Consider the following 21578-nt stretch of genomic DNA (forward strand, 5'->3'; position numbering starts at 1 on the left):
GCGATGCAAGGGGTGTTGGTGTTCGTGTAGTGCCGAGATTGTTTGACGCTAGATGATTTGGCTGCTACTTTCGGTCCACTTGATTGAGATGCAGACGATTGTCTGCCAGACGGATAGGGAGAGGGCCGATGCCGGACACGGCGCCCCGCACCCTCGGCGCGCACAAGGGGTTGGCACTCCTGGTGCTCTGCGCCCAGCTCTTCCTCGACTCGATGGACGTCTCCCTGATGGGTGTCGCCCTCCCGGAGATCAGGCAGGACCTCGGCCTCGGGCCGCAGACACTGCAATGGATCATCTCCGGCTACGCCGTCGCCTACGGCGGCTTCCTGCTGCTCGGCGGCCGCGCCGCCGACCTCTTCGGCCGCCGCCGGCTGTTCTTCTGGGCCACCGCCGTGTTCGCCCTGGCCAGCCTCGGCGGCGGGCTCGTCTCCGACGGCACCCTGCTGGTCGTCAGCCGCGTCATCAAGGGCGTCGCGGCGGCCTTCATCGCCCCCGCCGCGATGTCGATCATCACCACCACGTTCAAGGAGGGCCCCGAGCGCACCCGCGCGATGGGCATCTTCTCCCTCACCGGCGCCAGCGGCTACGCGGCCGGCCTGGTCTTCTCCGGCGTCCTGACCGAACTGCACTGGCGGCTCGTCTTCTTCGTCCCCTTCGTGGTCGCCGCACTCGTCCTCGCCGTCACCAACCGCGCCGTCGCCCCCGACCTGCCGCGCACCGGCGAGCGGCCGGGCTTCGACGCGGCCGGCGCGCTCACCGCCACCGCCGGCGTCCTGCTGCTCGTCCTCGGACTCGTCCGCGCCCCCGAGGTCGGCTGGGGCTCCACCGCCACCCTCGGCTCACTGATCGCCGCCGTCGTCCTGCTGGCCGCCTTCGTGGTCATCCAGCAGCGCCGCACCGACCCGCTGCTGCCACTGCGGATCTTCCGCTCCCGCACCCTGTCCACCGCCAACACCGTCGGACTGGTCTGGGCCTGCGCCACCATCGGCTGGCAGTTCATCGCCCTGCTCTACCTCCAGCAGGTGCGCGGCTACAGCGCCCTCCAGGCGGGCCTGGCGATCGTCCCGATGGCCGCCGCGATCCTGCTCGCCGTCAACCTCGCGCCCAAGCTGATCAACCGCTCCGGGCTGCGCCCGGCAGCGGTCCTCGGCCTGCTCCTCCAGGGCGGCGGCATCCTGCTGTTCCTGCGCACCGGCACCGACAGCAGCTACCCGGCCGTCCTGCTGCCCGCGCTGATCGTGCACGGGCTCGGCAACGGCACCAGCTTCCTCGCCTTCAACATCGCCGCCGTCAGCGGCGTGAAGAACGAGGACCAGGGCCTGGCCACCGCGCTGGTCACCGCGGCCCTCCAGCTCGGCGGCGGCATCGGCGTCGCGGTCGGCGCGGCCGTGCTCACCGGCGTCGGCGGCGCCTCGCCGTCGCTCTCCGCCTACCACTGGGCCTTCCTGGTGGCCGCAGTCTTCTCGGCCGTCGGACTGGTCGCCGCCGCCCTCGGGCTCGGTGCGCCGAAGGGCGGGGCGGACGGGGCAGCGCCGGACGAAACGGCAGTTGACGGGGCGCCGGCGGATGGCACCGCCGCGGACACGGCGCCCGCAGAGGCGCAGACCCTGGCCGCGAACCTCCGGGAGGGGCGGGCGTGACCACCACCAGGCCCGCCGCCACCGCCGTCGAACGGCTCACCCCGGACGACCCCAGGATCTCCTGGGACGGCATCAGCGGCCTGGCCCGCCACGAGGACCGCTGGATCCCGCTGCGCCTGCCGCTGGACCGGGTGGCGACCACGCTCTCCGCCGACTTCGCCCGCCTCGCCCGGCTCCCGGCCGGCGCCCGCTTCGGCCTGCGCACCGACGCCGTCGAACTGGTCCTGGAACTGGACGCCGAATCCGGCAGCGCACCGCTGGACGTGGTGGTGGACGGCGTCGTCGCCCACCGCTGGCACCCGGTGTCCGGGCGCCACCGGCTGGCCCTGCCACTGCCCGCGGGAGCGGACGGCCCGGCCGAGGTGGAGGTCTGGCTGCCGCACCTCAGCCGCACCCGGATCGGCCGGCTCTCGCTGCGCGGCCACCGGGTGCTGGAGCCCGTCGAACGGCCGGGGCCGCGCTGGATCGCCTACGGCAGCTCGCTCACCCACGCGATGTTCCCGCACGGCCCGTCCGAGAGCTGGGTCTCCCTGGTGGCCGTCCGGCACGGCTGGCGGCTGCGCAACCTCGGCTTCGCCGGGGAGGCGTACCTGGACCCGCTGGTCGCCCGGGTGCTCAGGGACAGCCCGGCCGAGCTGATCACCCTGGAGATCGGCACCAACGCGTACATCCGCAGCGTGTTCACCGCGCGCAGCTGGGGCTCGGCGGTGTGCGGGTTCGTCGAGACCGTCCGCGACGGCCACCCGGACACCCCGATCGCGGTGATCACCGCGCTGCCCTCGGTGGAGCGGGAGAAGGCGGTCAACGCCGCCGGACTCACCCTGGAGGGCATCCGCGAGCTGACCGGCGAGGCGGTCCGGGTGCTCCAGGGGCTCGGCGACCGACGGCTGCACCTGATCGACGGCCGGGACGTGCTGCCCGTCGCCGAGGCCGACCGGGTGTACGCGGACGGCCTGCACCCGACCCCGGACGGCGAGCACGACCTGGCCGACCGGGCCGCGCCGATCCTGCGGCGGCTGCTGCCCGGCTGAACCCCGGGCGTACGGCGGTGCCCCGACGGGACGTTCCCGTCGGGGCACCGCCGTGTGCCGGTGGCCGTCAGGCCGCCGCGGCCCGCGCGGGCAGCCTGGGCACCGCCGCCAGCAGCTGCCGGGTGTACGGGTGTACGGGCGACCGGAACACCCGTTCAACCGGGCCGTACTCGACCGCCCTGCCGTCCTTCATCACCAGCACCCGGTCACTGACCTGCCGCACCACCGCGAGGTCGTGCGAGATGAACAGCATCGCCAGGCCCAGCTCGGCCCGCAGCCGGGCCAGCAGCTCCAGCACCTGCGCCTGCACCGAGACGTCCAGCGCGGACACCGGCTCGTCGCAGACCAGCAGCCGCGGCCCGGTGGCCAGCGCCCGGGCGATCGCCACCCGCTGGCGCTGCCCGCCGGACAGCCCGTGCGGCCGCCGCTCCAGGTGCTGCTCGCCGAGGCCCACCTGGGTCAGCAGTCCGACCGCCCGCTCCCGCCTGGCCGCGCCGCGGGGCACCCCGGCGACCGCCAGCGCCTCGGCCAGGATCCGCCGGACGGTGAAGCGCGGATCGAAGGAGGCCAGCGGGTCCTGGTGGACCAGCTGCACCGCGGGCCTGGCCGGGCGGCGCTCGCGCTCGGGCAGCGCGCTCCACGGCCGGCCGTCCAGCAGCACCTCGCCGGCGTCCGGGGCCAGCATGCCCATCACCAGCCGGGCGGTGGTGCTCTTGCCGGATCCCGACTCGCCGACGATGCCCAGGGTCTCGCCGGGCGCGAGCCCGAACGACACCTCGGCGACCGCCTCCCGCAGGCCGCCGTCCGGGGTGCGGTAGCGCTTCACCAGGCCGCGGACGGTGAGGAGTTCGTCCTTCGTGGCGGTGGCGGTGGCGGCGACTTCGGCGGGGGAGTGGGCCGGGGCCGGGGCCGGGCGGTCCGGATCGGGGGCGGCCGCCAGCAGCATCCGGGTGTACGGGTGCTCCGGCGCGCCCAGCACCCGCCCGGCCGGACCGCTCTCCACGATCCGGCCGTCCTTCATCACCGCGATCCGGTCCGCCAGCCTGGCCACCACCGCCAGGTCGTGGCTGATCAGCAGCAGCGCCGTCCCCTCGGCCTTCAACCGGCCCAGCAGGTCCAGCACCTGGGCCTGCACGGTGACGTCCAGCGCGGTGGTCGGCTCGTCCGCGACCAGCACCCGCGGACCGGCCGCCAGCGCGGAGGCGATCAGCGCCCGCTGGCGCAGCCCGCCGGACAGCTGGTGCGGGTACTGCCGGGCCCGCTCGGCCGGCTCCGGCACCCCGACGGCGGCCAGCAACTCCTCGACCCGGCCGGGCACGTCGGCCTTCGGCAGGACGCGGTGGGCGAGCAGCGGCTCAGCCACCTCGGCGCCCACCCGGCGCAGCGGGTCCAGCGCGGACAGCGCGTCCTGGAGCACCAGCCCGACCGTCCGGCCGCGCACCCGGCGCCACTCCCGCTCGCCGAAGGCCGCGGCGTCCCGGCCCTCGACCAGGAACCGCTCGGCCCGTACGGCGGCACCGGGCGCGGTCAGCCCGACCAGCGTCCTGGCCGTGACGCTCTTGCCCGAGCCGGACTCGCCGACCAGCGCCAGGCACTCGCCCGCCGACAGTGTCAGCGACACCCCGGCCACCACCGTGGTGCGCCGTCTGCCGTGGCCGAACTCGACGTTCAGGCCCTCCAGTTCGACGATCGGGCTCATGGCGTCCGTCCTTCCAGGCGGCGGTGCAACTGTCGGCCGAGCACGGTGATCGCGACCACCACGGCGGTGATGGCGGCCCCTGGGAACACCGCGATCCACCAGGCGGTGGACAGGAAGTCGCGGCCCTGCGAGAGCATCGCCCCCCACTCGGGGGCGGGCGCCCTGGGGCCGAGCCCGAGGAAGCTGAGCGCCGAGCCCGACACCACGGCGCTGCCGACGGCCAGCGTGGCGGGCACGGTCAGCGGCCCCAGCGTGTTCGGCAGCACGTGCCGCAGCACCACGGCCGTCCTGGGCACCCCGAGCGCCGTCGCGGCGCGCACGTACTCCGAACCGCGCACCACCATCGCCCGCCCCCGCACCAGCCGGGCGAAGCCGGGGGTGGCCGCGATCGCGATGGCCAGCAGCGCGTTGCCGGTGCCCGGGCCCACCACCGCGATCACCAGCAGCGCGAGCAGCAGTTCCGGCAGGGCCAGCAGGACGTCCACCGCGCGCATCGCGACCTGGTCGCCGATCCGGCCGGACAGCGCGGCCGACAGCCCGACCAGCAGGCCGGCCAGCACCGACAGTGCGGTCGCGCCGAGCCCGATCAGCAGCGAGTAGCGGGCGCCGTGCACCACCCTGGCGTACACGTCCCGGCCCAACTGGTCGGTGCCCAGCCAGTGTTCGGAGCCGGGCGGGGTGAGCGCGGCGACCGGCTCGGCCGCCGTCGGGTCGGCGTGCGCGAGCAGCCCCGGCCAGGCGCAGGCGAGCACCGCCGCCGCCAGGACCAGGGCGGCGAGCAGCACCCCGGGGCGCACCCGGGCGGCCCGCCGGCCGGCCGAGCGGACCTTCCGGGCGGCCGGCCCGGCGGCGGGCACGACGGAGCCGGTCATGCCGCCACCTCCCGCACCGCACCGGCACCGCGCAGCCGGGGATCGATCAGCAGGTAGAGCGCGTCCACCGCGGTGTTCACCACCAGGTAGACCGCCGCGGACAGCAGGATCAGCCCGGTCACCACCGGCAGGTCGTGCCCGCTGACCGCGTCCAGCGCCACCCGGCCCAGACCCGGCCGGGCGAACACCGTCTCCACCAGGACCGTCCCGCCCAGCAGCCCGCCCACCAGCCAGCCGCCCAGCGTGACCGCAGGCACCAGCGCGTGCCGCAGCGCGTGCCGGCCGCGCAGCGCCAGCGGACCGATCCCGCGCGAACGGGCGGTCAGCGCGAACGGCTCGTGCAGCGCCGACTCCAGCCCCTCCCGCAGCACCTGCGAGAGCAGCGAGCCGAACGGCACCGCCAGGGTGACCGCCGGCAGCACCAGCGACTGCCAGCCCTCCGCCCCGGCGACCGGGAACAGCCGCAGGTGGAAGGAGAACAGCGTGAGCAGCAGGACACCCAGCCAGAACGGCGGGGTGGAGACCGCCAGCAGCTCCGCCCCGGAGGCCGCGCCGCGCACCGCCCGCCCCCGCCCTGCCGTGGTCACCGCGGAGACCAGGGCGAACAGCAGGATCAGCCCGAACGCCGTCAGCGCCAGCGCCGCGGTGGGGCCGAGCTGCTCGCCGATGATCCGGCTCACCGGTTGCTGCTGCTGGTAGGAGCGGCCGAGGTCGCCGCCCAGCAGCCGGCCGAGGAAGGTCAGGTACTGCGAGAACAGCGGGCGGTCCAGCCCGAACTCCCGGGTGATCTCGGCCCGGACGGCCGCCGAGCCGGTGGTCACCGAACCGCCGAGCAGGGTCGACACCGGGTCGCCGGGCACCAGGTGCAGTGCCAGGAACCCCAGGGTGGCGGCGCCCCAGAGCACCAGGACCGCGCCGCCCAGGCGGTTCAGCACCGCGCGCGCGACCCGTGTCACCTGGTCTTCCAGACGCCGGCGAACTGCGGCCACGCGTTCGCGTCGAACGCCAGGCCCCGGACGGCCTGGGTGTGCCCGATCAGATTGGTGGTCACGTACAGCGGCAGCACCGTGCCGTGCTCCACCGCCCACCGCTCGGCCTTGGTGTAGTTCGCCTTGCGGGCGGCCGGATCGGTGGTCGCCGCGCCCGCCGTCAGCCAGCCGTCCAGCGCCGGGTCGCTGCTCAGCGAGACGTTCTGGCCGCCCGCGGCCGGGGTGTTGGAGGAGAGGTAGAAGCCCGCCAGGATCGCTGGGTCGGCCCGCACCCAGGAGTTGTCCCACAGGTCGTAGTCGCCGCTCGCGTAGATCCTGAAGTAGGTGCCGTTGTCGATGGAGTCGCGCACCAGCTCGATCCCGGCCTTCTTCAGGTCGGCCTGGATGCCCGCCGCCAGGGTGTCGCGCTGGTCCCGCACCAGCGAGGCGATGTACGGCCAGTGCAGGGTGAGCCGCTTGCCGTCCTTCACCCGGTAGCCGTCGCCGTCCCTGGCGCTCCAGCCCGCCTCGTCCAGCAGCCGGCCGGCCGCCGCGGCGTCGTGCGGGAGCGCGTCCTTCAGCCCGGCCTCGTACGCCGCCGGGGTGGTCGGGCTGAGCGGGCTCCAGGCGCGCTCGTACTCGCCGAAGTAGATGCTCCTGACCAGCGCCTCCACGTCCACCGCCCGCTGGACGGCCTGGCGCACCCGCTCGTCCCGCAGCGCGCCGCGGGTCGAGTTCAGGAACAGCGAGTAGACCACGCCAGGGTTCTGGGTGCGGCTCACCTCGATGCCGTCGGCCGCCCGGGCGGTGCGCACCGCGGTGACCGGCAGCGTGGCCGCGTCCACCTGGCGGCTGGTCAGCGCGCCGGCCCGGACCGAGTCCTCGGGCAGGAAGCGGATCGTCAGACCGTCCAGGTACGGCGCGCCCTGGTTCGCGGCGCCCTCCGGCGCCCAGGCGTAGGCGTCGTTGCGCCGGAACTCGACGTGGTCGTTCTTGACGTACTCGGTCTCCTTGAACGGCCCGGTGCCCACCGAGTCCGCGCCGCCCGCGCACAGCCGGTCCGCCTTCTCCGCCAGCGACCTGGGCGAGGCGATGCCCAGGTACGGGGTGGCGGCCGCCTGGAGGAACGGCACGTACGGATCCGCGAAGGAGACCCGGACGGTGAGCGGGTCCACCACCTCGGCGCCGGTGTAGGGGCCGAGCAGGCTGGCCGCGTACAGCGACTTGGTCTTCGGGTCCTTGACGTGGTCCAGGTTGGCCTTCACCGCGGCGGCGTCGAAGGCGGTGCCGTCGTGGAAGGTGACGCCCTCGCGCAGCCGGAAGGTGTACGTCCTGGCGTCCGGCGAGACCTCCCAGGACTTCGCCAGCCACGGGTGGAAGGCGCCCTTGTCGTCCAGGTACACCAGCGAGTCGAAGACGTTGCGCTGGATCACCGCCGTCACGTCGCCCGGGCTGACGTGCGGGTCCAGGCAGGACGTGCCGACCGCCACCGCGTACTTCAGGGTGCCGCCGCGCACCGGAACCCCTTCGGCGCCCGCCCCCGACCCGGCCGGGCCGGCGGAGGAGCAGCCCGCGAGCAGCACCGCCGCCAGTCCGGCGGCGGGCAGGGCGGTCGGGACGGCGAACGGTCGGGCGGTGCGGCGGGCGGTGCGGCGGGGGGTGGGACGGGTGGCGGGCACGGGTCTGCTGGGCATGCGTGAACTCCTTGGTGGTGCCGGTGGAGGGCGTACGGGGCCGCCGCCGGGCACGGGTGTGCGCGGCGGGGCGGGGGAGGGGGCGCCGGGGTTCGGGCCTTCGGCCGGACGGCCGGACGGTCGGCCGACGGTCGGCCGGGCTGGATCGGGATCCGGGTCAGGGGCCGGACGGGCGTCGGCTCGGGCTTCGGCCCGGCTGCCGGGCCGGGGTCAGACCGAGGCGCGGCTCAGGGCACCGGGCACAGCGGTGCCAGGGGCGCGGGCGCCGCCGAGGGCGCTTTCGAGAGCGCTTTCGAGGGCGCGACATCGGCCGCGGCCGCCGGGACCGCCCGCCGACGGGGCGACGCCCCGCACGGCCGGGGTCCTGCCACCGCTGCTGTGCACTGCGGCCTCCGATGCCTGCGCGTTCGCCCGTATCGCGCACCAGGGTGCCCGGTAGCGGCGGTTCCTGGCCACCACGGGGTTTCACCCAGTGGAACGCGCGCGGTCCGTCCCCTCCGTCCCCTTCGCGCTTCCCGTGGCCTGCCCGGCCTGCCCGGCCTCCTCGGCCACCGAACGCGCCACCCCGGCCGTCATCAGCCGCCCCGCCTCGCGCAACCGCGCCTCGAACCGGGCCGGATCGACGGGCGCGGCCACCACCAGGCCCAGCGCGGCCAGCAGCGAGCCGTCCGGATGGAACACCGGCACGGCCGCCGCCCCGTACACCGGCTGCATCTCCCGGCGCGCGTACCCGACGCCCCCGCGCCGCACCGCCGCCAGCTCCCTGGCCAGCCGGCCGGGCGCCACCACCGTGTCCCTGGTGTGCCGCGCGCCCGCCGCGGACAGACCCGCCGTCACCTCCCTGACCAGCGCCTCCGGCGCGTGCGCCAGCAGCACCCGGCCCACCGCCGTGGCATGCAGGTCCATCCGCCCGCCCACCCGCACCCGGAACGGCGAGGACGGCGCGGCCGCACCCGGCAACCGGTCCAGCAGCAGCGCCGAACGGCCGTCCAGCGCCGCCACCAGCGCGGTCTGCCCGGTCCGCTCGTGCAGGTCCCGCAGGGCCGGCTGCGCCAACTCCCTGACCCGCCGCAGGCACGGCGCCAGCGACCCCAGCGCCCACAGCCGTCGCCCCAGCCGGTACCCGCCGTCCCGCTGCCGCTCCAGCGCGCCCCAGGCGACCAGCTCACGCACCATCCGCAGCGCGGTGGGCGCCGGCAGCCCGGCCTGCCGCGCGATCTCGGCCAGCCGCAGCGACTCCCGCTCCCCGTCGAAGGCCTCCAGCACCGCGAACACCCGCCCGGCCACCGAACGGCCCCCGGCCTCCCCCGAATTGCCCGCCACCGGCCCCACCCTTCACCGCGGTATCCCGTCCCCGGCCCCAACGCCGGTACCCGGCGGCCGGATTCCGCCGGTGGCCCGTCGCGCGGCGAACACCGCCCGACGGGTGCCCCGCCGCGTGCGGGGGCGGGCGGGTCAGAGGAGGCAGTCGGCGGTGGTGAGCACGGCCCGGGTCTGGTGGGCCAGTTGCTCCTGCACCGGCACCCAGCGGGCACCGAAGCGGTGGCGCAGCCGGTCCAGGCTGTCGGTGACGACGGCGCGGGCGCGGTCACGGGCGGCCTCCGCACCGGGGCCGCGGACGTCGGCGAGCAGCCGCAGCAGGATCGACGCGACCCGCAGCGGCACGCGCGCCGCGACCAGCCCGGCGGTGGTCACCCGGGAGGCGGTGAGCGGCTCGGCGCCCCAGCGGTCCAGCCACTCCTCGGCCACCCGCGGGGCGACCGCCAGGCTGAACTCGGCGGTGCGCAGCAGCGAGCGGTACGCCTCGTGGCCGTACGCCTCGTGCCGGTGCGCGGGGACGCTCGGAAGCAGGGCGGTGAGCTCCTCGGCACGCGCGGTGAGGTCGTGGGCGGCGGCCGCGAGGGCCCCGGCCCCGGCCGGGTGGGGGCGGCCGTCGCCGACCGCGTCGACCGCCCACATCGGGACCTCCAGTACCGCGGTGACCGCGCCGTACCGGGCCGCGTACGACCAGGTGGACAGCTCGGGCTCGTCCGGCAGGGCCCGGGAGCCGCCGGCGCCCGGGGCCGGCATCAGATAGGTGCCGGGGTCAGGGCTGGCCCAGCCGATCGCGTCGTAGGAGTCCACGTCGAGCGGGACGCCGGCCCGTTGCGCGGACCGGGCGAAGCGCCCGGCCAGGCCCAGCACCGGGCGGGTGAGCTGGACGAACGCGCCGCCGAAGTCCACCCCGTGCAGCGAGCACTGGAGGAAGGGGCGCAGCTCGTCGATCAGCTCGGTCAGCGCCAGGCTCTCCGGCATCGGCGGGCGGCCGGAGCCGGGGGCGGGCAGCAGTTCGGGCTGCTCCTCGAAGGAGGGGCGGAAGAAGTGCTCGTAGTGGCGGCGCATGGTGAGCGGGCCGTCCAGCCAGCCGGCGTTGAGCGCGGCGCCGTCCGGGTCCAGGCAGAGCAGCAGGTGCCAGGAGAGCCCGGGGCAGGCGGGGCGGTCCAGCAGCACCTCGGCCAGCCGGACGGTCCCGGCGGTGCCGATCGGCTCGTTGGGGTGCGGGCCGCCGACCACCAGCACCGCGCGCGGCCCGCGGTCCACGGAGAGCAGCAGCAGCGGGCGCCCGGCCCTGGAACGGCCCACCTCGCGCAGCCGGCAGCGGTCCGGGTGCCGCAGTGCGAGCCGCCGTGCGGCGGACTCGGCCTGGGCCGGCGTGGGGTAGCGGGCCGGCCGGGTGTCGAGGGGCCGGAGGGGACGGATCCGCCGACCGGTGTCGGTCATGGTTCTCCTTGCGCCGGTCGTACGGCCGCCGGGGCGCAGGCGTGCGGGTGCGCCGCCGGGCACGGCGTGCGGGCGGGGGACGGGGGCGGGCACCGCGGGCCGGGGACGGCGGCGGTGCGGAGACGGGAGGGGCCCGGTGGGGCGGACCGGGCCGTGACAGGGCGGGAGGAGCCGTGGTGGAGCGGAGGGAGGGGCGCGCCGGCCGGAAAACCGACGAGGGCCGAGCGTACGACTCAACTCCCGTGTCCGGAAGGGGTGCAGATGTCTTTGGCGGAGCCCTGTCAGTACCGCACGGCCCGTCCTGGCGTGTCAACGGCGGACGGCGCCCGCCGGCGGGCGCGCACCGCGCGTGCCGGGGCGGGCCCCAGCGGGCGCGGGCGGGAAAGGGAGAGCACCGGCCGTCCGGGTCGCGCCGGAGCGCGGAGGCGCCGAGCGCGGGGCCGTGATCCGGGGCCGTGATCCGGGGCACCCGGTCCGTTCCCCGGATTGGGCTACCCTTGAGGGTCACCTGAGGGTCACCCCGCTGAGGGTCACCCCTCCCGTGCCGGTCCGCGGCACCGAATCACGTCGTAAGGGTTCCTAGTACATGACTGTCGAATCGGTCTTCCCACGCCTGGAGGCCCTCCTCCCGCACGTCCAGAAGCCGATCCAGTACGTCGGCGGCGAGCTGAACTCGACCGTCAAGGACTGGGACGCCTGCGACGTCCGCTGGGCGCTGATGTACCCCGACGCCTACGAGGTGGGCCTGCCCAACCAGGGCGTCATGATCCTCTACGAGGTGCTGAACGAGCGCGAGGGCGTGCTCGCCGAGCGCACCTACAGCGTCTGGCCGGACCTCGAGGCGCTGATGCGCGAGCACGACGTCCCGCAGTTCACGGTGGACGCCCACCGCCCGGTGAAGGCCTTCGACGTGTTCGGCCTGTCGTTCTCCACCGAGCTCGGCTACACCAACATGCTGACCGCGCTCGACCTGGCCGGCATCCCGCTGGAGGCCGGGGACCGCACCGACGAGGACCCGATCGTCCTGGCCGGCGGCCACGCCGCCTTCAACCCGGAACCGATCGCGGACTTCATCGACTGCGCGGTGGTCGGCGACGGCGAACAGGCCGTGCTCGACATCACCGAGATCATCCGCGCCTGGAAGGCCGAGGGCCGCCCGGGCGGCCGCGACGAGGTGCTGCTGCGCCTGGCGCGCACCGGCGGGGTGTACGTCCCGCGGTTCTACGACGTGGAGTACCTGGCCGACGGCCGGATCGGCCGCGTCGTGCCGAACGCCCCCGGCGTGCCGTGGCGGGTGTCCAAGCACACCGTGATGGACCTGGACGAGTGGCCGTACCCGAAGCAGCCGCTGGTCCCGCTCGCGGAGACCGTGCACGAGCGGATGTCCGTGGAGATCTTCCGCGGCTGCACCCGCGGCTGCCGCTTCTGCCAGGCCGGCATGATCACGCGCCCCGTGCGGGAGCGAAGCATCACCGGCATCGGCGAGATGGTGGAGCGCGGGCTGAAGGCGACCGGCTTCGAGGAGGTCGGCCTGCTGTCGCTGTCCAGCGCCGACCACACCGAGATCGGTGACATCGCCAAGGGCCTGGCGGACCGCTACACCGAGGACAAGATCGGCCTGTCGCTGCCGTCCACCCGGGTCGACGCCTTCAACATCGACCTCGCCAACGAGCTGTCCCGCAACGGACGCCGCTCGGGCCTCACCTTCGCCCCCGAGGGCGGCAGCGAGCGCATGCGCAAGGTGATCAACAAGATGGTGTCGGAGGAGGACCTGATCCGCACCGTCGCCACCGCCTACGGCAACGGTTGGCGCCAGGTGAAGCTGTACTTCATGTGCGGCCTGCCCACCGAGACCGACGAGGACGTGCTCCAGATCGGCGAGATGGCGAAGAACGTCATCCAGAAGGGCCGCGAGGTCACCGGCCAGAACGACATCCGCTGCACCGTCTCCATCGGCGGGTTCGTGCCCAAGCCGCACACCCCGTTCCAGTGGGCCCCGCAGCTGTCCGCCGAGGCCACCGACGCCCGCCTGGCCAAGCTGCGCGACTCGATCCGCGGCGACCGCAAGTACGGCAAGAACATCGGCTACCGCTACCACGACGGCAAGCCGGGCATCGTCGAGGGCCTGCTCTCCCGCGGCGACCGCCGGGTCGGCGCGGTCATCCGCGCGGTCTACGAGGACGGCGGCCGCTTCGACGGCTGGCGCGAGTACTTCTCGTACGACCGCTGGATGGCCTGCGCCGAGAAGGGCCTGGCCGGCACCGGCGTCGACGTCGACTGGTACACCACCCGCGAGCGCTCCTACGAGGAGGTGCTGCCCTGGGACCACCTGGACAGCGGCCTCGACAAGGACTGGCTCTGGGAGGACTGGCAGGACGCCCTGGAGGAGGTCGAGGTCGACGACTGCCGCTGGACCCCGTGCTTCGACTGCGGCGTCTGCCCCCAGATGGACACCCAGATCCAGATCGGCCCAACCGGCAAGAAGATGCTCCCCCTGACGGTCGTCAACAAGTAATCATATAAACGCTAGAGCCCTCGTCGGATGTGTCCGGCGAGGGCGTTTTGCATCATAAACAACTTGCAATCTGGAGGTTGTTTATGGCACTTTGATATATACGTGGGAGGTGGCCTAGGGTATGTCAAAGACGATGATCGATATTGATGACGAGGCGCTGGCACTGGCTGCCGAGGTGCTCGGGACCACGACGAAGAAGGACACCGTCAACGCTGCGCTCGCTGAGATAGGGGCGCGGCGACGCAGGGAACTCGCATTGCAGGAACTGATGCGGCTCGCTGAGGACGGCGCGTTCGACAAGTTGCTGGAGCCGGGATTCAAGGACGAGGTCCGGCGCGGAGAGCAAGGTGGGGCTGAATGGGAGCTTGGGAAGGCTTCCTGATCGACACCTCGGCGGTGGCACGGCTGATCACCAGGCCTGCGGCGCTGTCGCTCTGGGGTGAGGCCCTCGCGGCCGGAAGGATCGGCATGTGCGCCCCGACCGAGGGGGAGGTGCTCTATTCCGCTCGGTCGGCGGCTGAACTGCGGGCCATGAGGGCCCAGTTCCAGCGGTTGTACACATGGTGGGTCGTGCCGGACGACGTCTGGCCTCAGGTCTCGTCCCTGCAGATCGGGCTCGCCGAATCCGGCTGTCATCGGTCCGCAGGCGTGGTCGATCTCATGGTCGCCGTCACCGCGATGCACCACGGGCTGACCGTGCTGCACTACGACCGGGACTTCGAGACGATCGCCAAGCACGCCGACCTGAAGGCCAGGTGGCTGGCCGAGCCCGGGTCGCTGGACTGAGGACCAGCGCTGACCAGGGGCGGAGCGAGGGCGGTGGCGGGGCGCGTACCCTTTGAGGTGACAGAGTCCGGACAGTGGCGGGAAGACGCCACGCCGGACGGGGACAACTGACTAAGGACTGAGCGACCCTGGCACGCCGTACGCCCGACGGTCCGCCGCCCGCGCCGACGGTGCAGCGGATTCGTCTCCGCTACACCAAGCGCGGCCGGCTCCGTTTCACCAGCCACCGTGACTTCCAGCGCGCCTTCGAGCGCGCTCTGCGCCGGTCCGCCGTTCCGATGGCCTACTCGGCCGGCTTCACCCCGCACCCGAAGGTCTCCTACGCCAACGCGGCCCCGACCGGGGTGGCGAGCGAGGCGGAGTACCTGGAGATCGGCTTGGCCGCCGTCCGCGATCCCGAGGAGCTGCGGGCGCAGCTGGACGGTTCGCTGCCGCCGGGCCTCGACGTGATCGACGCGGTCGAGGTGCGGACGTCGAACTTCGTGGAGCGCCTGGAGGCCTCCGAATGGCTGCTCCGGCTCGACGGCGTCGAGCCCGGCGTGGCCGCCGAGGCGGTCGCGCGTTTCCTCGCCGAGGAGCGGGTCGAGGTCGAGCGCCGTACCAAGAACGGCCTGCGGGTCTTCGACGCGCGGGGCGCGGTGGCGGCGCTGGAAGCCGTCCCCGCCCAGGTCGAGGCAGGTGAGGACACCGAGGCCGGAACCGCCCGCGATGTTCGGACCGGCCGTCCCTGTGCGATACTGCGCCTGGTAGTACGACACGCCACACCCGCCGTACGACCCGACGACGTATTGTCCGGTCTCCGTGTGACGGCCGACCTGGCGCCGCCGGTCCCCGCAGAGGTGACCAGGCTGGCGCAGGGGCCGCTAGACGAGGAGGCCGGCACGGTGACCGACCCGCTGGCGCTCGACCGCGCCGCGGCCCCTGCCGGCTCGGAGCCGGCCGCAGGGCCGCACGCTACCGCGTCCGCCTAGCGGGGGGAGGCCGGGCCCAGTGCCTCACTGGGCCCGAAGGTCCTCCAGGGTTCCCGCGGCTCCCCAGGGGAGCGAGCGTCGTCGCAGCACAGGCCTGTCACCCGGGGCCTGCCGACCAGGAAGGTCGGCCGGTCCGGGACCCCCTCCGGGAGCCACCCGGGGTTGGGGAACGGCGCAGCTTGGGAAAACCTCAGAAGACTGGTCAGACCAGAAGACTTTCGACACCCCGCCGAGTGCGGGGCGCCGAGCGAGACTACGAGCCCCTGTGCGGCCTCGCGTCCGCGCGGCGGCACCGTCAAAGGGTCAGGCCCTGGCATCGTCTCGATGCCGGCCGCCCATCGGTGCCGCGCCGTGCCCGGATGCGGAGCCCGGGGGCCTGACGGGAGATCCACCCGCATGCTCGATAACACCGATCCGCAGCAGACTGCGGCCACGGAGCAGAACGAGACCGCCGTGACCGGTGGCGAGGGCGCGTCCGCCGCGCCGCCGCGCCGTCGTCGCCGCGCGGTGTCCCGCCCCGCGGGCACCCCGCAGGGCGCGGCCGCCGAGGCGGCCGAGACGGTCCTGCCGGCCGAGACGCCGAAGGCCGAGGCCCCGGCCGCTGAGCCGGTGGCCGAGCCGGTCGCCGAGAAGCCCGTCCGGGCCCGCCGTACCCGCAAGCGTGCCGAGGCCCCGGCCGGGGCGCCGGAGGCCACCTCGATCGTGGTGACCGCGCCGGACGCCGCCGCGGCCCAGGCCGCCGAGCAGGCCGAGCAGGCCGAGCCGGCCGCGCCGGTCGCCGGGAAGGCCCCCGCGAAGGCTCCCAGGGCCGCGAAGGCCGACAAGACCGCCAAGGCCGAGCAGACCGCCAAGGCCGAGAAGGCTGAGAAGGCTGAGCAGGCCGAACCGGCCGAACCGGCCGAGCCGGTCGCCGAGAAGCCCGCCCGGGCCCGCCGTACCCGCAAGCGTGCCGAGGCGCCCGCCGGTGCCCCCGCCGCCGAGGCCGAGGCCGCTCCGGCCGTCGAGGTGCCGGCCGTCGAGGCCCCCGCCCCCGTCGCCGTCGCAGAGCCGGCGGCCGAGGAGGCTCCCGCCGCTCCGGCCCGTCGCCCCCGCCGCCGTCGTGTGGTCGAGGCCGCGCCGGTCGTCGAGACGCCGGTCGAGGAGCCCGCCGCCGAGGAGCCGCAGGCCGAGGAGCCCGAGGAGCCCGAGGAGGAGGCCGCCGAGGCCGCTGCCGAGGCCCCCGCCGCCGCTCCGGCTGCCGCCCCTGCGCCCGCCGAGGCCGAGCCGCCCCACCGGGTGCGCCGCCGCGCGGTCCGCCCGGCCACCGCGGTGTTCCAGGCTCCCGTGTTCCAGGAGCCGGCCCCCTTCGTCGCGCCGTCCGCGGCCTCCGCGCCGTCCGCGGTGTCCGCACCTTCCGCGCCGTCCGCACCGCAGCAGCCCGCCGCCGCCCCGGCGCAGGCCGAGGCCCCGGCCGCGGCCGAGCGCGAGGAGGACGAGTTCGAGTACAGCGGTGTCGGCCGCCGCCGCCGGGTCCGCACCCGGGTCGAGCCGACCCGTCGCAAGTCGGCCGCCCAGACGAAGGCCCAGGCGAGGGCGCAGGCCAAGGCACAGGCCGCCGCGCCGGTTGCCGCGCCCGTCGTCGAGGCCCCCGCCCCCGCCCCCGCTGTCGAGGCCCCTGTCGTGGAGGCCCCCGCCGCCGGTCCCGAGGCCGAGGACGAGTGGGAGGACGGCCGTCCGTCGCGCCGTCGCCGCCGGGGCGGTCGTCGCCGCCGTCGTGGCGAGGCCGAGGAGTTCGAGGCCGCCGAGGCCGTCGAGACCGAGCAGCCCGCCGCCGAGCAGCCCGCCGCCCAGCAGCCGGCCGAGGCCGTCGAGGACGAGGACGAGGACGACGACGAGCTGGCCGCCGGCCTGTCCTCCTCGCGCCGTCGTCGCCGCCGTCGCCGCCGCAGCGGTGAGACCGGTGCGGTCGAGACCGCCGAGACCACCGAGGACGGCGTCCGCACGGTGGTGAAGGTGCGCGAGCCGCGCCGCCGTTCCACCGAGCCGTCCTTCGACCCGGACGAGGTGCAGTCCATCAAGGGCTCGACCCGTCTGGAGGCGAAGAAGCAGCGCCGCCGCGAGGGCCGCGAGCTGGGCCGCCGCCGGGTGCCGATCATCACCGAGGCCGAGTTCCTGGCCCGCCGCGAGTCGGTCGAGCGCGTCATGGTGGTGCGCCAGAGCGGCCAGCGGACCCAGATCGGTGTCCTCGAGGACGGCGTGCTGGTCGAGCACTACGTCAACAAGGAGCAGGCCACCTCGTACGTCGGCAACGTCTACCTGGGCAAGGTCCAGAACGTGCTGCCGTCGATGGAGGCCGCCTTCGTCGACATCGGCAAGGGCCGCAACGCGGTGCTGTACGCCGGTGAGGTCAACTTCGGCGCGCTGGGCGGCCACGGCGGCCCGCGCCGGATCGAGTCGGTGCTGAAGTCCGGCCAGTCCGTGCTGGTGCAGGTCTCCAAGGACCCGATCGGCCACAAGGGCGCCCGCCTGACCAGCCAGATCTCGCTGCCCGGCCGCTACCTGGTGTACGTGCCCGAGGGCTCGATGACCGGCATCTCGCGCAAGCTCCCCGAGAACGAGCGCGCGCGCCTGAAGCAGATCCTCAAGAAGATCGTCCCGGACGACGCGGGCGTCATCGTGCGCACCGCCGCCGAGGGCGCCTCCGAGGAGGAGCTGACCCGCGACGTCCAGCGCCTCCAGCAGCAGTGGGAGGACATCCAGAAGAAGGCCGCGACCGGCAACGCCCCGGCGCTGCTGTACGGCGAGCCGGACATGACCGTCCGGGTCGTCCGCGACATCTTCAACGAGGACTTCACCAAGGTCATCGTCTCCGGCGACGAGGCGTGGAAGACCATCCACGAGTACGTCTCCAACGTGGCGCCCGACCTCGCCGAGCGGCTCCAGCGGTGGACCTCCGAGGTGGACGTGTTCGCCACCTACCGGATCGACGAGCAGCTGATGAAGGCGCTGGACCGCAAGGTCTGGCTGCCCAGCGGCGGTTCGCTGGTGATCGACCGCACCGAGGCGATGGTCGTCATCGACGTCAACACCGGGAAGTTCGTCGGCCAGGGCGGCAACCTGGAGGAGACGGTCACCCGGAACAACATCGAGGCGGCCGAGGAGATCGTGCGCCAGCTGCGGCTGCGCGACCTCGGCGGCATCATCGTGATCGACTTCATCGACATGGTGCTGGAGTCCAACCGCGACCTGGTACTGCGCCGTCTGCTGGAGTGCCTGGGCCGGGACCGGACCAAGCACCAGGTGGCGGAGGTCACCTCGCTGGGCCTGGTCCAGATGACCCGCAAGCGGGTCGGCCAGGGCCTGCTGGAGTCCTTCTCCGAGCCGTGCGTGCACTGCAACGGCCGCGGTGTGATCGTCCACATGGAGCAGCCGAGCGCCCACGTCCACGCCCCCGTGTCGGTGGGCGAGGCCGGCTCGGCCGGCGGCAAGCGCCGTCGCCGGGGCAAGGGCGGCGCGGCCCACGAGGAGCTGCCGGCCGTCGAGGCCGCGGTGGCCGAGCCGGTGACCGAGGCCGTCGCCGAGCCGGCCGAGCCGGTGCGCGAGGAGATCGAGGGCCAGCTGGCCCTGGAGGTCCCCGGCGTCGAGGCCGCGGCCGAGGAGGCCGTCGTCACGGCTCCGGTCGCCGCCGCTCCGGCCGTCGAGGCCCCGGTGGCCGCTCCGGCGGGCCGTCCGCGCCGCCGGGCGGTGCGCAAGGCGACCGCTCCGGCAGGGTCCCCGGACACCGCCGAGATCGTGGTGCTCCAGGCCAAGGCCGAGGCGGCGCTGGAGGCGGCCCTGGAGGCCGCCGCCCCGGCTGCCGCGGAAGCCGCTGCCGAGGCCGTCGCCGAGGCGCCGGGCGAGCCGGTCGTGGCCGTCGAGGCCGCGGTCGTCGAGGAGGCCCCCGAGGCCGCCGAGGCCGTCACCGAGGCTCCGGCCGAGGAGGCGCCGGCGCCGAAGAAGCGGGCCGCCCGGAAGACCGCCGCGAAGAAGACCACCACGGTGGCCAAGAAGACCACCGCCCGCAAGACCGCCACCAAGCGGACGAGCGCGGCGGCCAAGAAGGCCGCGGCCGCCGAGGGTGATACGGCGGCCGAGTAGTGCCCACGCCCGGGGCGGGAGCGATCCCGCCCCGGGCCGTACGGGCCGGTTTGCCCCCCGGGCGGCCGGTCCGTATTCTTGACCATCGGCGTGTCTACGCCATGCTCCCGAGCACATCACCTTCCCGAGGTCGCCGCGTTCGCGCGGAGAGCCGGGGAGAGGCTCCTGTGTCCGTACCCAGGTGGCTGGCGTCGGGGGTTCCGACCGAGCAAGGAAAGCAGGTACCGCATGTACGCGATCGTTCGCGCAGGCGGCCGCCAGCACAAGGTCGCCGTCGGCGACGTGCTGGAGATCGACCGTATCGAGGCCAAGCCGGGTGACTCGGTCGAGCTCTCGACCCTCCTCGTCGTCGACGGTGACGCTGTCACCTCCGACCCGTGGGTCCTGGCCGGCGTGAAGGCTCACGCCGAGGTGGTCGACCAGACCAAGGGTGACAAGATCATCATCCTGCGCTACAAGAACAAGACCGGCTACCGCCGCCGTCAGGGTCACCGTCAGCAGCACACCGCGGTGCGCATCACCAGCATCGACTCGGTCAGCAAGTAAGGGGATAGCGGAAAATGGCACACAAGAAGGGCGCAAGCTCTACTCGTAACGGCCGTGACTCGAACGCCCAGCGCCTCGGCGTGAAGCGCTTCGGTGGCCAGGTCGTCTCCGCCGGCGAGATCATCGTCCGCCAGCGCGGCACCCACTTCCACCCGGGTGCCGGTGTCGGCCGCGGTGGCGACGACACCCTGTTCGCGCTGACCGCCGGTGCGGTGCAGTTCGGCAACCGTCGCGGCCGCAAGGTCGTCAACATCGTGGCCGTCGAGGCCTGAGTCCCCGCGGACTCCCGGGTCTGAGAAGACTCACCGGGTCTGAGAAGACCCACAGTGAAGGGTGGGCCGGAATTCTCCGGTCCACCCTTCACGTTTTACTCAGGCAGCAATGCAGACTCTCGCGCACTGGAGGCACACCCATGACCACCTTCGTGGACCGCGTCGAACTTCACGTCGCCGCGGGTAACGGGGGCCACGGCTGCGCCTCCGTGCACCGCGAGAAGTTCAAGCCGCTCGGCGGCCCGGACGGCGGCAACGGCGGTGAGGGCGGCAGCGTCATCCTCACCGTGGACGCGCAGGTCACCACCCTGCTGGAGTACCACCACTCGCCCAAGCGCAAGGCCACCAACGGCAAGCCGGGCGCGGGCGGCAACCGCACCGGCGCGATCGGCGAGGACCTCGTCCTGATGGTGCCGGACGGCACCGTGGTGCTGGACCGCCAGGGCAACGTGCTGGCCGACCTGGTCGGGCACGGCACCAGCTTCGTCGCCGCCCAGGGCGGCCGCGGCGGCCTCGGCAACGCCGCGCTGTCCTCGGCCCGCCGCAAGGCGCCCGGCTTCGCGCTGCTCGGCGAGCCCGGCGAGGCCGGCGACATCGTCATGGAGCTCAAGTCCGTCGCCGACGTGGCCCTGGTGGGCTACCCGAGCGCGGGCAAGTCCTCGCTGATCTCGGTGCTCTCCGCCGCCAAACCGAAGATCGCGGACTACCCGTTCACCACCCTGATCCCCAACCTCGGCGTGGTCACCGCGGGCGAGACCGTCTACACCATCGCCGACGTGCCCGGCCTGATCCCGGGCGCCAGCCAGGGCCGCGGCCTGGGCCTGGAGTTCCTGCGGCACGTCGAGCGCTGTTCGGTGCTGGTGCACGTGCTGGACTGCGCCACCCTGGAGCCCGGCCGCGACCCGCTGAGCGACCTGGAGACGATCGAGGCCGAGCTCGCCGAGTACGGCGGCCTGGAAGACCGCCCGCGCCTGGTCGCGCTCAACAAGGTGGACGTCCCGGACGGCCAGGACATCGCCGACCTGACCCGCACCTCCCTGGAGGAGCGCGGCTACCGGGTGTTCGAGGTCTCCGCGGCCTCCCGCAAGGGCCTGCGCGAGCTGAGCTTCGCGATGGCCGGGATCGTCTCCGAGGCGCGCGCCGCCAAGCCGGTCGAGGAGTCCACCCGGATCGTGCTGCGGCCCAAGGCCGTCGACGACGAGGGCTTCACCATCACCGAGGAGGACGGCGCCTACCACATCCGCGGCACCAAGCCGGAGCGCTGGGTCCGGCAGACCGACTTCAGCAACGACGAGGCCGTCGGCTACCTCGCCGACCGGCTGGCCCGCCTCGGTGTCGAGGAGAAGCTGTGGAAGGTCGGGGCGCAGGAGGGCGACACCGTCATCATCGGCCCGGAGGAGAACGCCGTCGTCTTCGACTGGGAGCCGACCATGGCCGCCGGTGCCGAGATGCTCGGCCGTCGCGGTGAGGACCACCGCATGGACAGCCCGCGTCCGGCCGTCGACCGCCGCCGCGAGAAGCAGAAGGGCCGGGACGCGGCCGAGGCCGAGTTCCTCGCCTTCGAGGCGCTCTCCAGCAGCCGGCAGGCCGCCATCGAGAGCGAGGACGACGAGGAGCACTGAGTGCTCCGCGCCGAACGGCCCCCGCCACCCGTCGAGGTGGCGGGGGCCGTTCGCGCGCTCGGCGGTGACGGGGCGTCACTTCGTCC

General features: G+C 74.2%; 16 protein-coding genes. 10 read left to right on the forward strand and 6 right to left on the reverse strand.

Annotated elements, in window-relative coordinates; translation table 11 throughout:
• Window positions 1-128 precede the first annotated feature (128 nt).
• Together ACIQOW_RS00385 and ACIQOW_RS00390 are read left to right on the forward strand one after the other, a co-directional pair.
• A complete protein-coding gene (locus tag ACIQOW_RS00385) occupies window positions 129-1640 on the forward strand; it encodes an MFS transporter (protein WP_401077914.1) in 1512 nt (503 codons plus the stop codon).
• Window positions 1637-2671, forward strand: coding sequence for a GDSL-type esterase/lipase family protein (locus ACIQOW_RS00390; protein ID WP_401077917.1), 1035 nt, complete (start codon window positions 1637-1639; stop codon window positions 2669-2671). Before ACIQOW_RS00385 ends, ACIQOW_RS00390 begins: the two co-directional genes overlap by 4 nt.
• Before the next feature lie 67 nt (window positions 2672-2738).
• On the opposite strand, the gene ACIQOW_RS00395 is transcribed toward ACIQOW_RS00390, so the two are convergent.
• The 6 genes from ACIQOW_RS00395 to ACIQOW_RS00420 form a co-directional block, all read right to left on the reverse strand.
• Window positions 2739-4370 (reverse strand): dipeptide ABC transporter ATP-binding protein, encoded by a 1632-nt coding sequence (locus tag ACIQOW_RS00395; protein WP_401077919.1) that lies wholly within the window; start codon window positions 4368-4370, stop codon window positions 2739-2741.
• Entirely contained in the window at window positions 4367-5242 is an 876-nt protein-coding gene (locus tag ACIQOW_RS00400; RefSeq protein WP_401077922.1) for an ABC transporter permease, read from the reverse strand. Before ACIQOW_RS00400 ends, ACIQOW_RS00395 begins: the two co-directional genes overlap by 4 nt.
• Complete coding sequence (locus ACIQOW_RS00405; protein WP_401077925.1) at window positions 5239-6198, reverse strand: ABC transporter permease; 960 nt, start codon at window positions 6196-6198, stop codon at window positions 5239-5241. Before ACIQOW_RS00405 ends, ACIQOW_RS00400 begins: the two co-directional genes overlap by 4 nt.
• The gene (locus tag ACIQOW_RS00410; RefSeq protein ID WP_401077928.1) at window positions 6195-7904 is read right to left on the reverse strand and encodes an ABC transporter substrate-binding protein; all 1710 of its coding nucleotides are present in this window, start codon (window positions 7902-7904) and stop codon (window positions 6195-6197) included. The genes ACIQOW_RS00405 and ACIQOW_RS00410 overlap by 4 nt, the downstream gene beginning before the upstream one ends.
• A gap of 465 nt (window positions 7905-8369) precedes the next feature.
• Window positions 8370-9227 (reverse strand): IclR family transcriptional regulator, encoded by an 858-nt coding sequence (locus ACIQOW_RS00415; RefSeq protein WP_401077931.1) that lies wholly within the window; start codon window positions 9225-9227, stop codon window positions 8370-8372.
• A 132-nt stretch (window positions 9228-9359) separates the two neighbouring features.
• Entirely contained in the window at window positions 9360-10664 is a 1305-nt protein-coding gene (locus ACIQOW_RS00420) for a M14 family zinc carboxypeptidase (protein ID WP_401077934.1), read from the reverse strand.
• A 586-nt stretch (window positions 10665-11250) separates the two neighbouring features.
• On the opposite strand from ACIQOW_RS00420, the gene ACIQOW_RS00425 reads away from it, so the two are divergent.
• The 8 genes from ACIQOW_RS00425 (at window position 11251) to obgE (ending at window position 21492) form a co-directional block, all read left to right on the forward strand.
• Entirely contained in the window at window positions 11251-13179 is a 1929-nt protein-coding gene (locus tag ACIQOW_RS00425; protein WP_401077937.1) for a TIGR03960 family B12-binding radical SAM protein, read from the forward strand.
• A gap of 121 nt (window positions 13180-13300) precedes the next feature.
• On the forward strand, window positions 13301-13561 hold the full coding sequence (locus tag ACIQOW_RS00430; RefSeq protein WP_401077940.1) for a type II toxin-antitoxin system VapB family antitoxin: 261 nt from the start codon (window positions 13301-13303) through the stop codon (window positions 13559-13561).
• On the forward strand, window positions 13537-13965 hold the full coding sequence (locus ACIQOW_RS00435) for a PIN domain nuclease (RefSeq protein WP_401077942.1): 429 nt from the start codon (window positions 13537-13539) through the stop codon (window positions 13963-13965). The genes ACIQOW_RS00430 and ACIQOW_RS00435 overlap by 25 nt, the downstream gene beginning before the upstream one ends.
• A 170-nt stretch (window positions 13966-14135) precedes the next feature.
• On the forward strand, window positions 14136-14936 hold the full coding sequence (locus ACIQOW_RS00440) for a TIGR03936 family radical SAM-associated protein (RefSeq protein ID WP_401077945.1): 801 nt from the start codon (window positions 14136-14138) through the stop codon (window positions 14934-14936).
• A gap of 396 nt (window positions 14937-15332) precedes the next feature.
• Complete coding sequence (locus ACIQOW_RS00445; protein WP_401077947.1) at window positions 15333-19052, forward strand: ribonuclease E/G; 3720 nt, start codon at window positions 15333-15335, stop codon at window positions 19050-19052.
• A gap of 228 nt (window positions 19053-19280) precedes the next feature.
• On the forward strand, window positions 19281-19598 hold the full coding sequence (rplU, locus tag ACIQOW_RS00450; RefSeq protein WP_188295972.1) for a 50S ribosomal protein L21: 318 nt from the start codon (window positions 19281-19283) through the stop codon (window positions 19596-19598).
• Window positions 19599-19612: 14 nt separating this feature from the next.
• The gene (gene rpmA, locus ACIQOW_RS00455) at window positions 19613-19870 is read left to right on the forward strand and encodes a 50S ribosomal protein L27 (RefSeq protein WP_030233756.1); all 258 of its coding nucleotides are present in this window, start codon (window positions 19613-19615) and stop codon (window positions 19868-19870) included.
• A gap of 140 nt (window positions 19871-20010) precedes the next feature.
• A complete protein-coding gene (obgE, locus tag ACIQOW_RS00460; protein WP_401077951.1) occupies window positions 20011-21492 on the forward strand; it encodes a GTPase ObgE in 1482 nt (493 codons plus the stop codon).
• Window positions 21493-21578 lie beyond the last annotated feature (86 nt).

The sequence above is a fragment of the Kitasatospora sp. NPDC091335 genome (assembly GCF_044757205.1).
Classification (GTDB): Bacteria; Actinomycetota; Actinomycetes; order Streptomycetales; family Streptomycetaceae; genus Kitasatospora.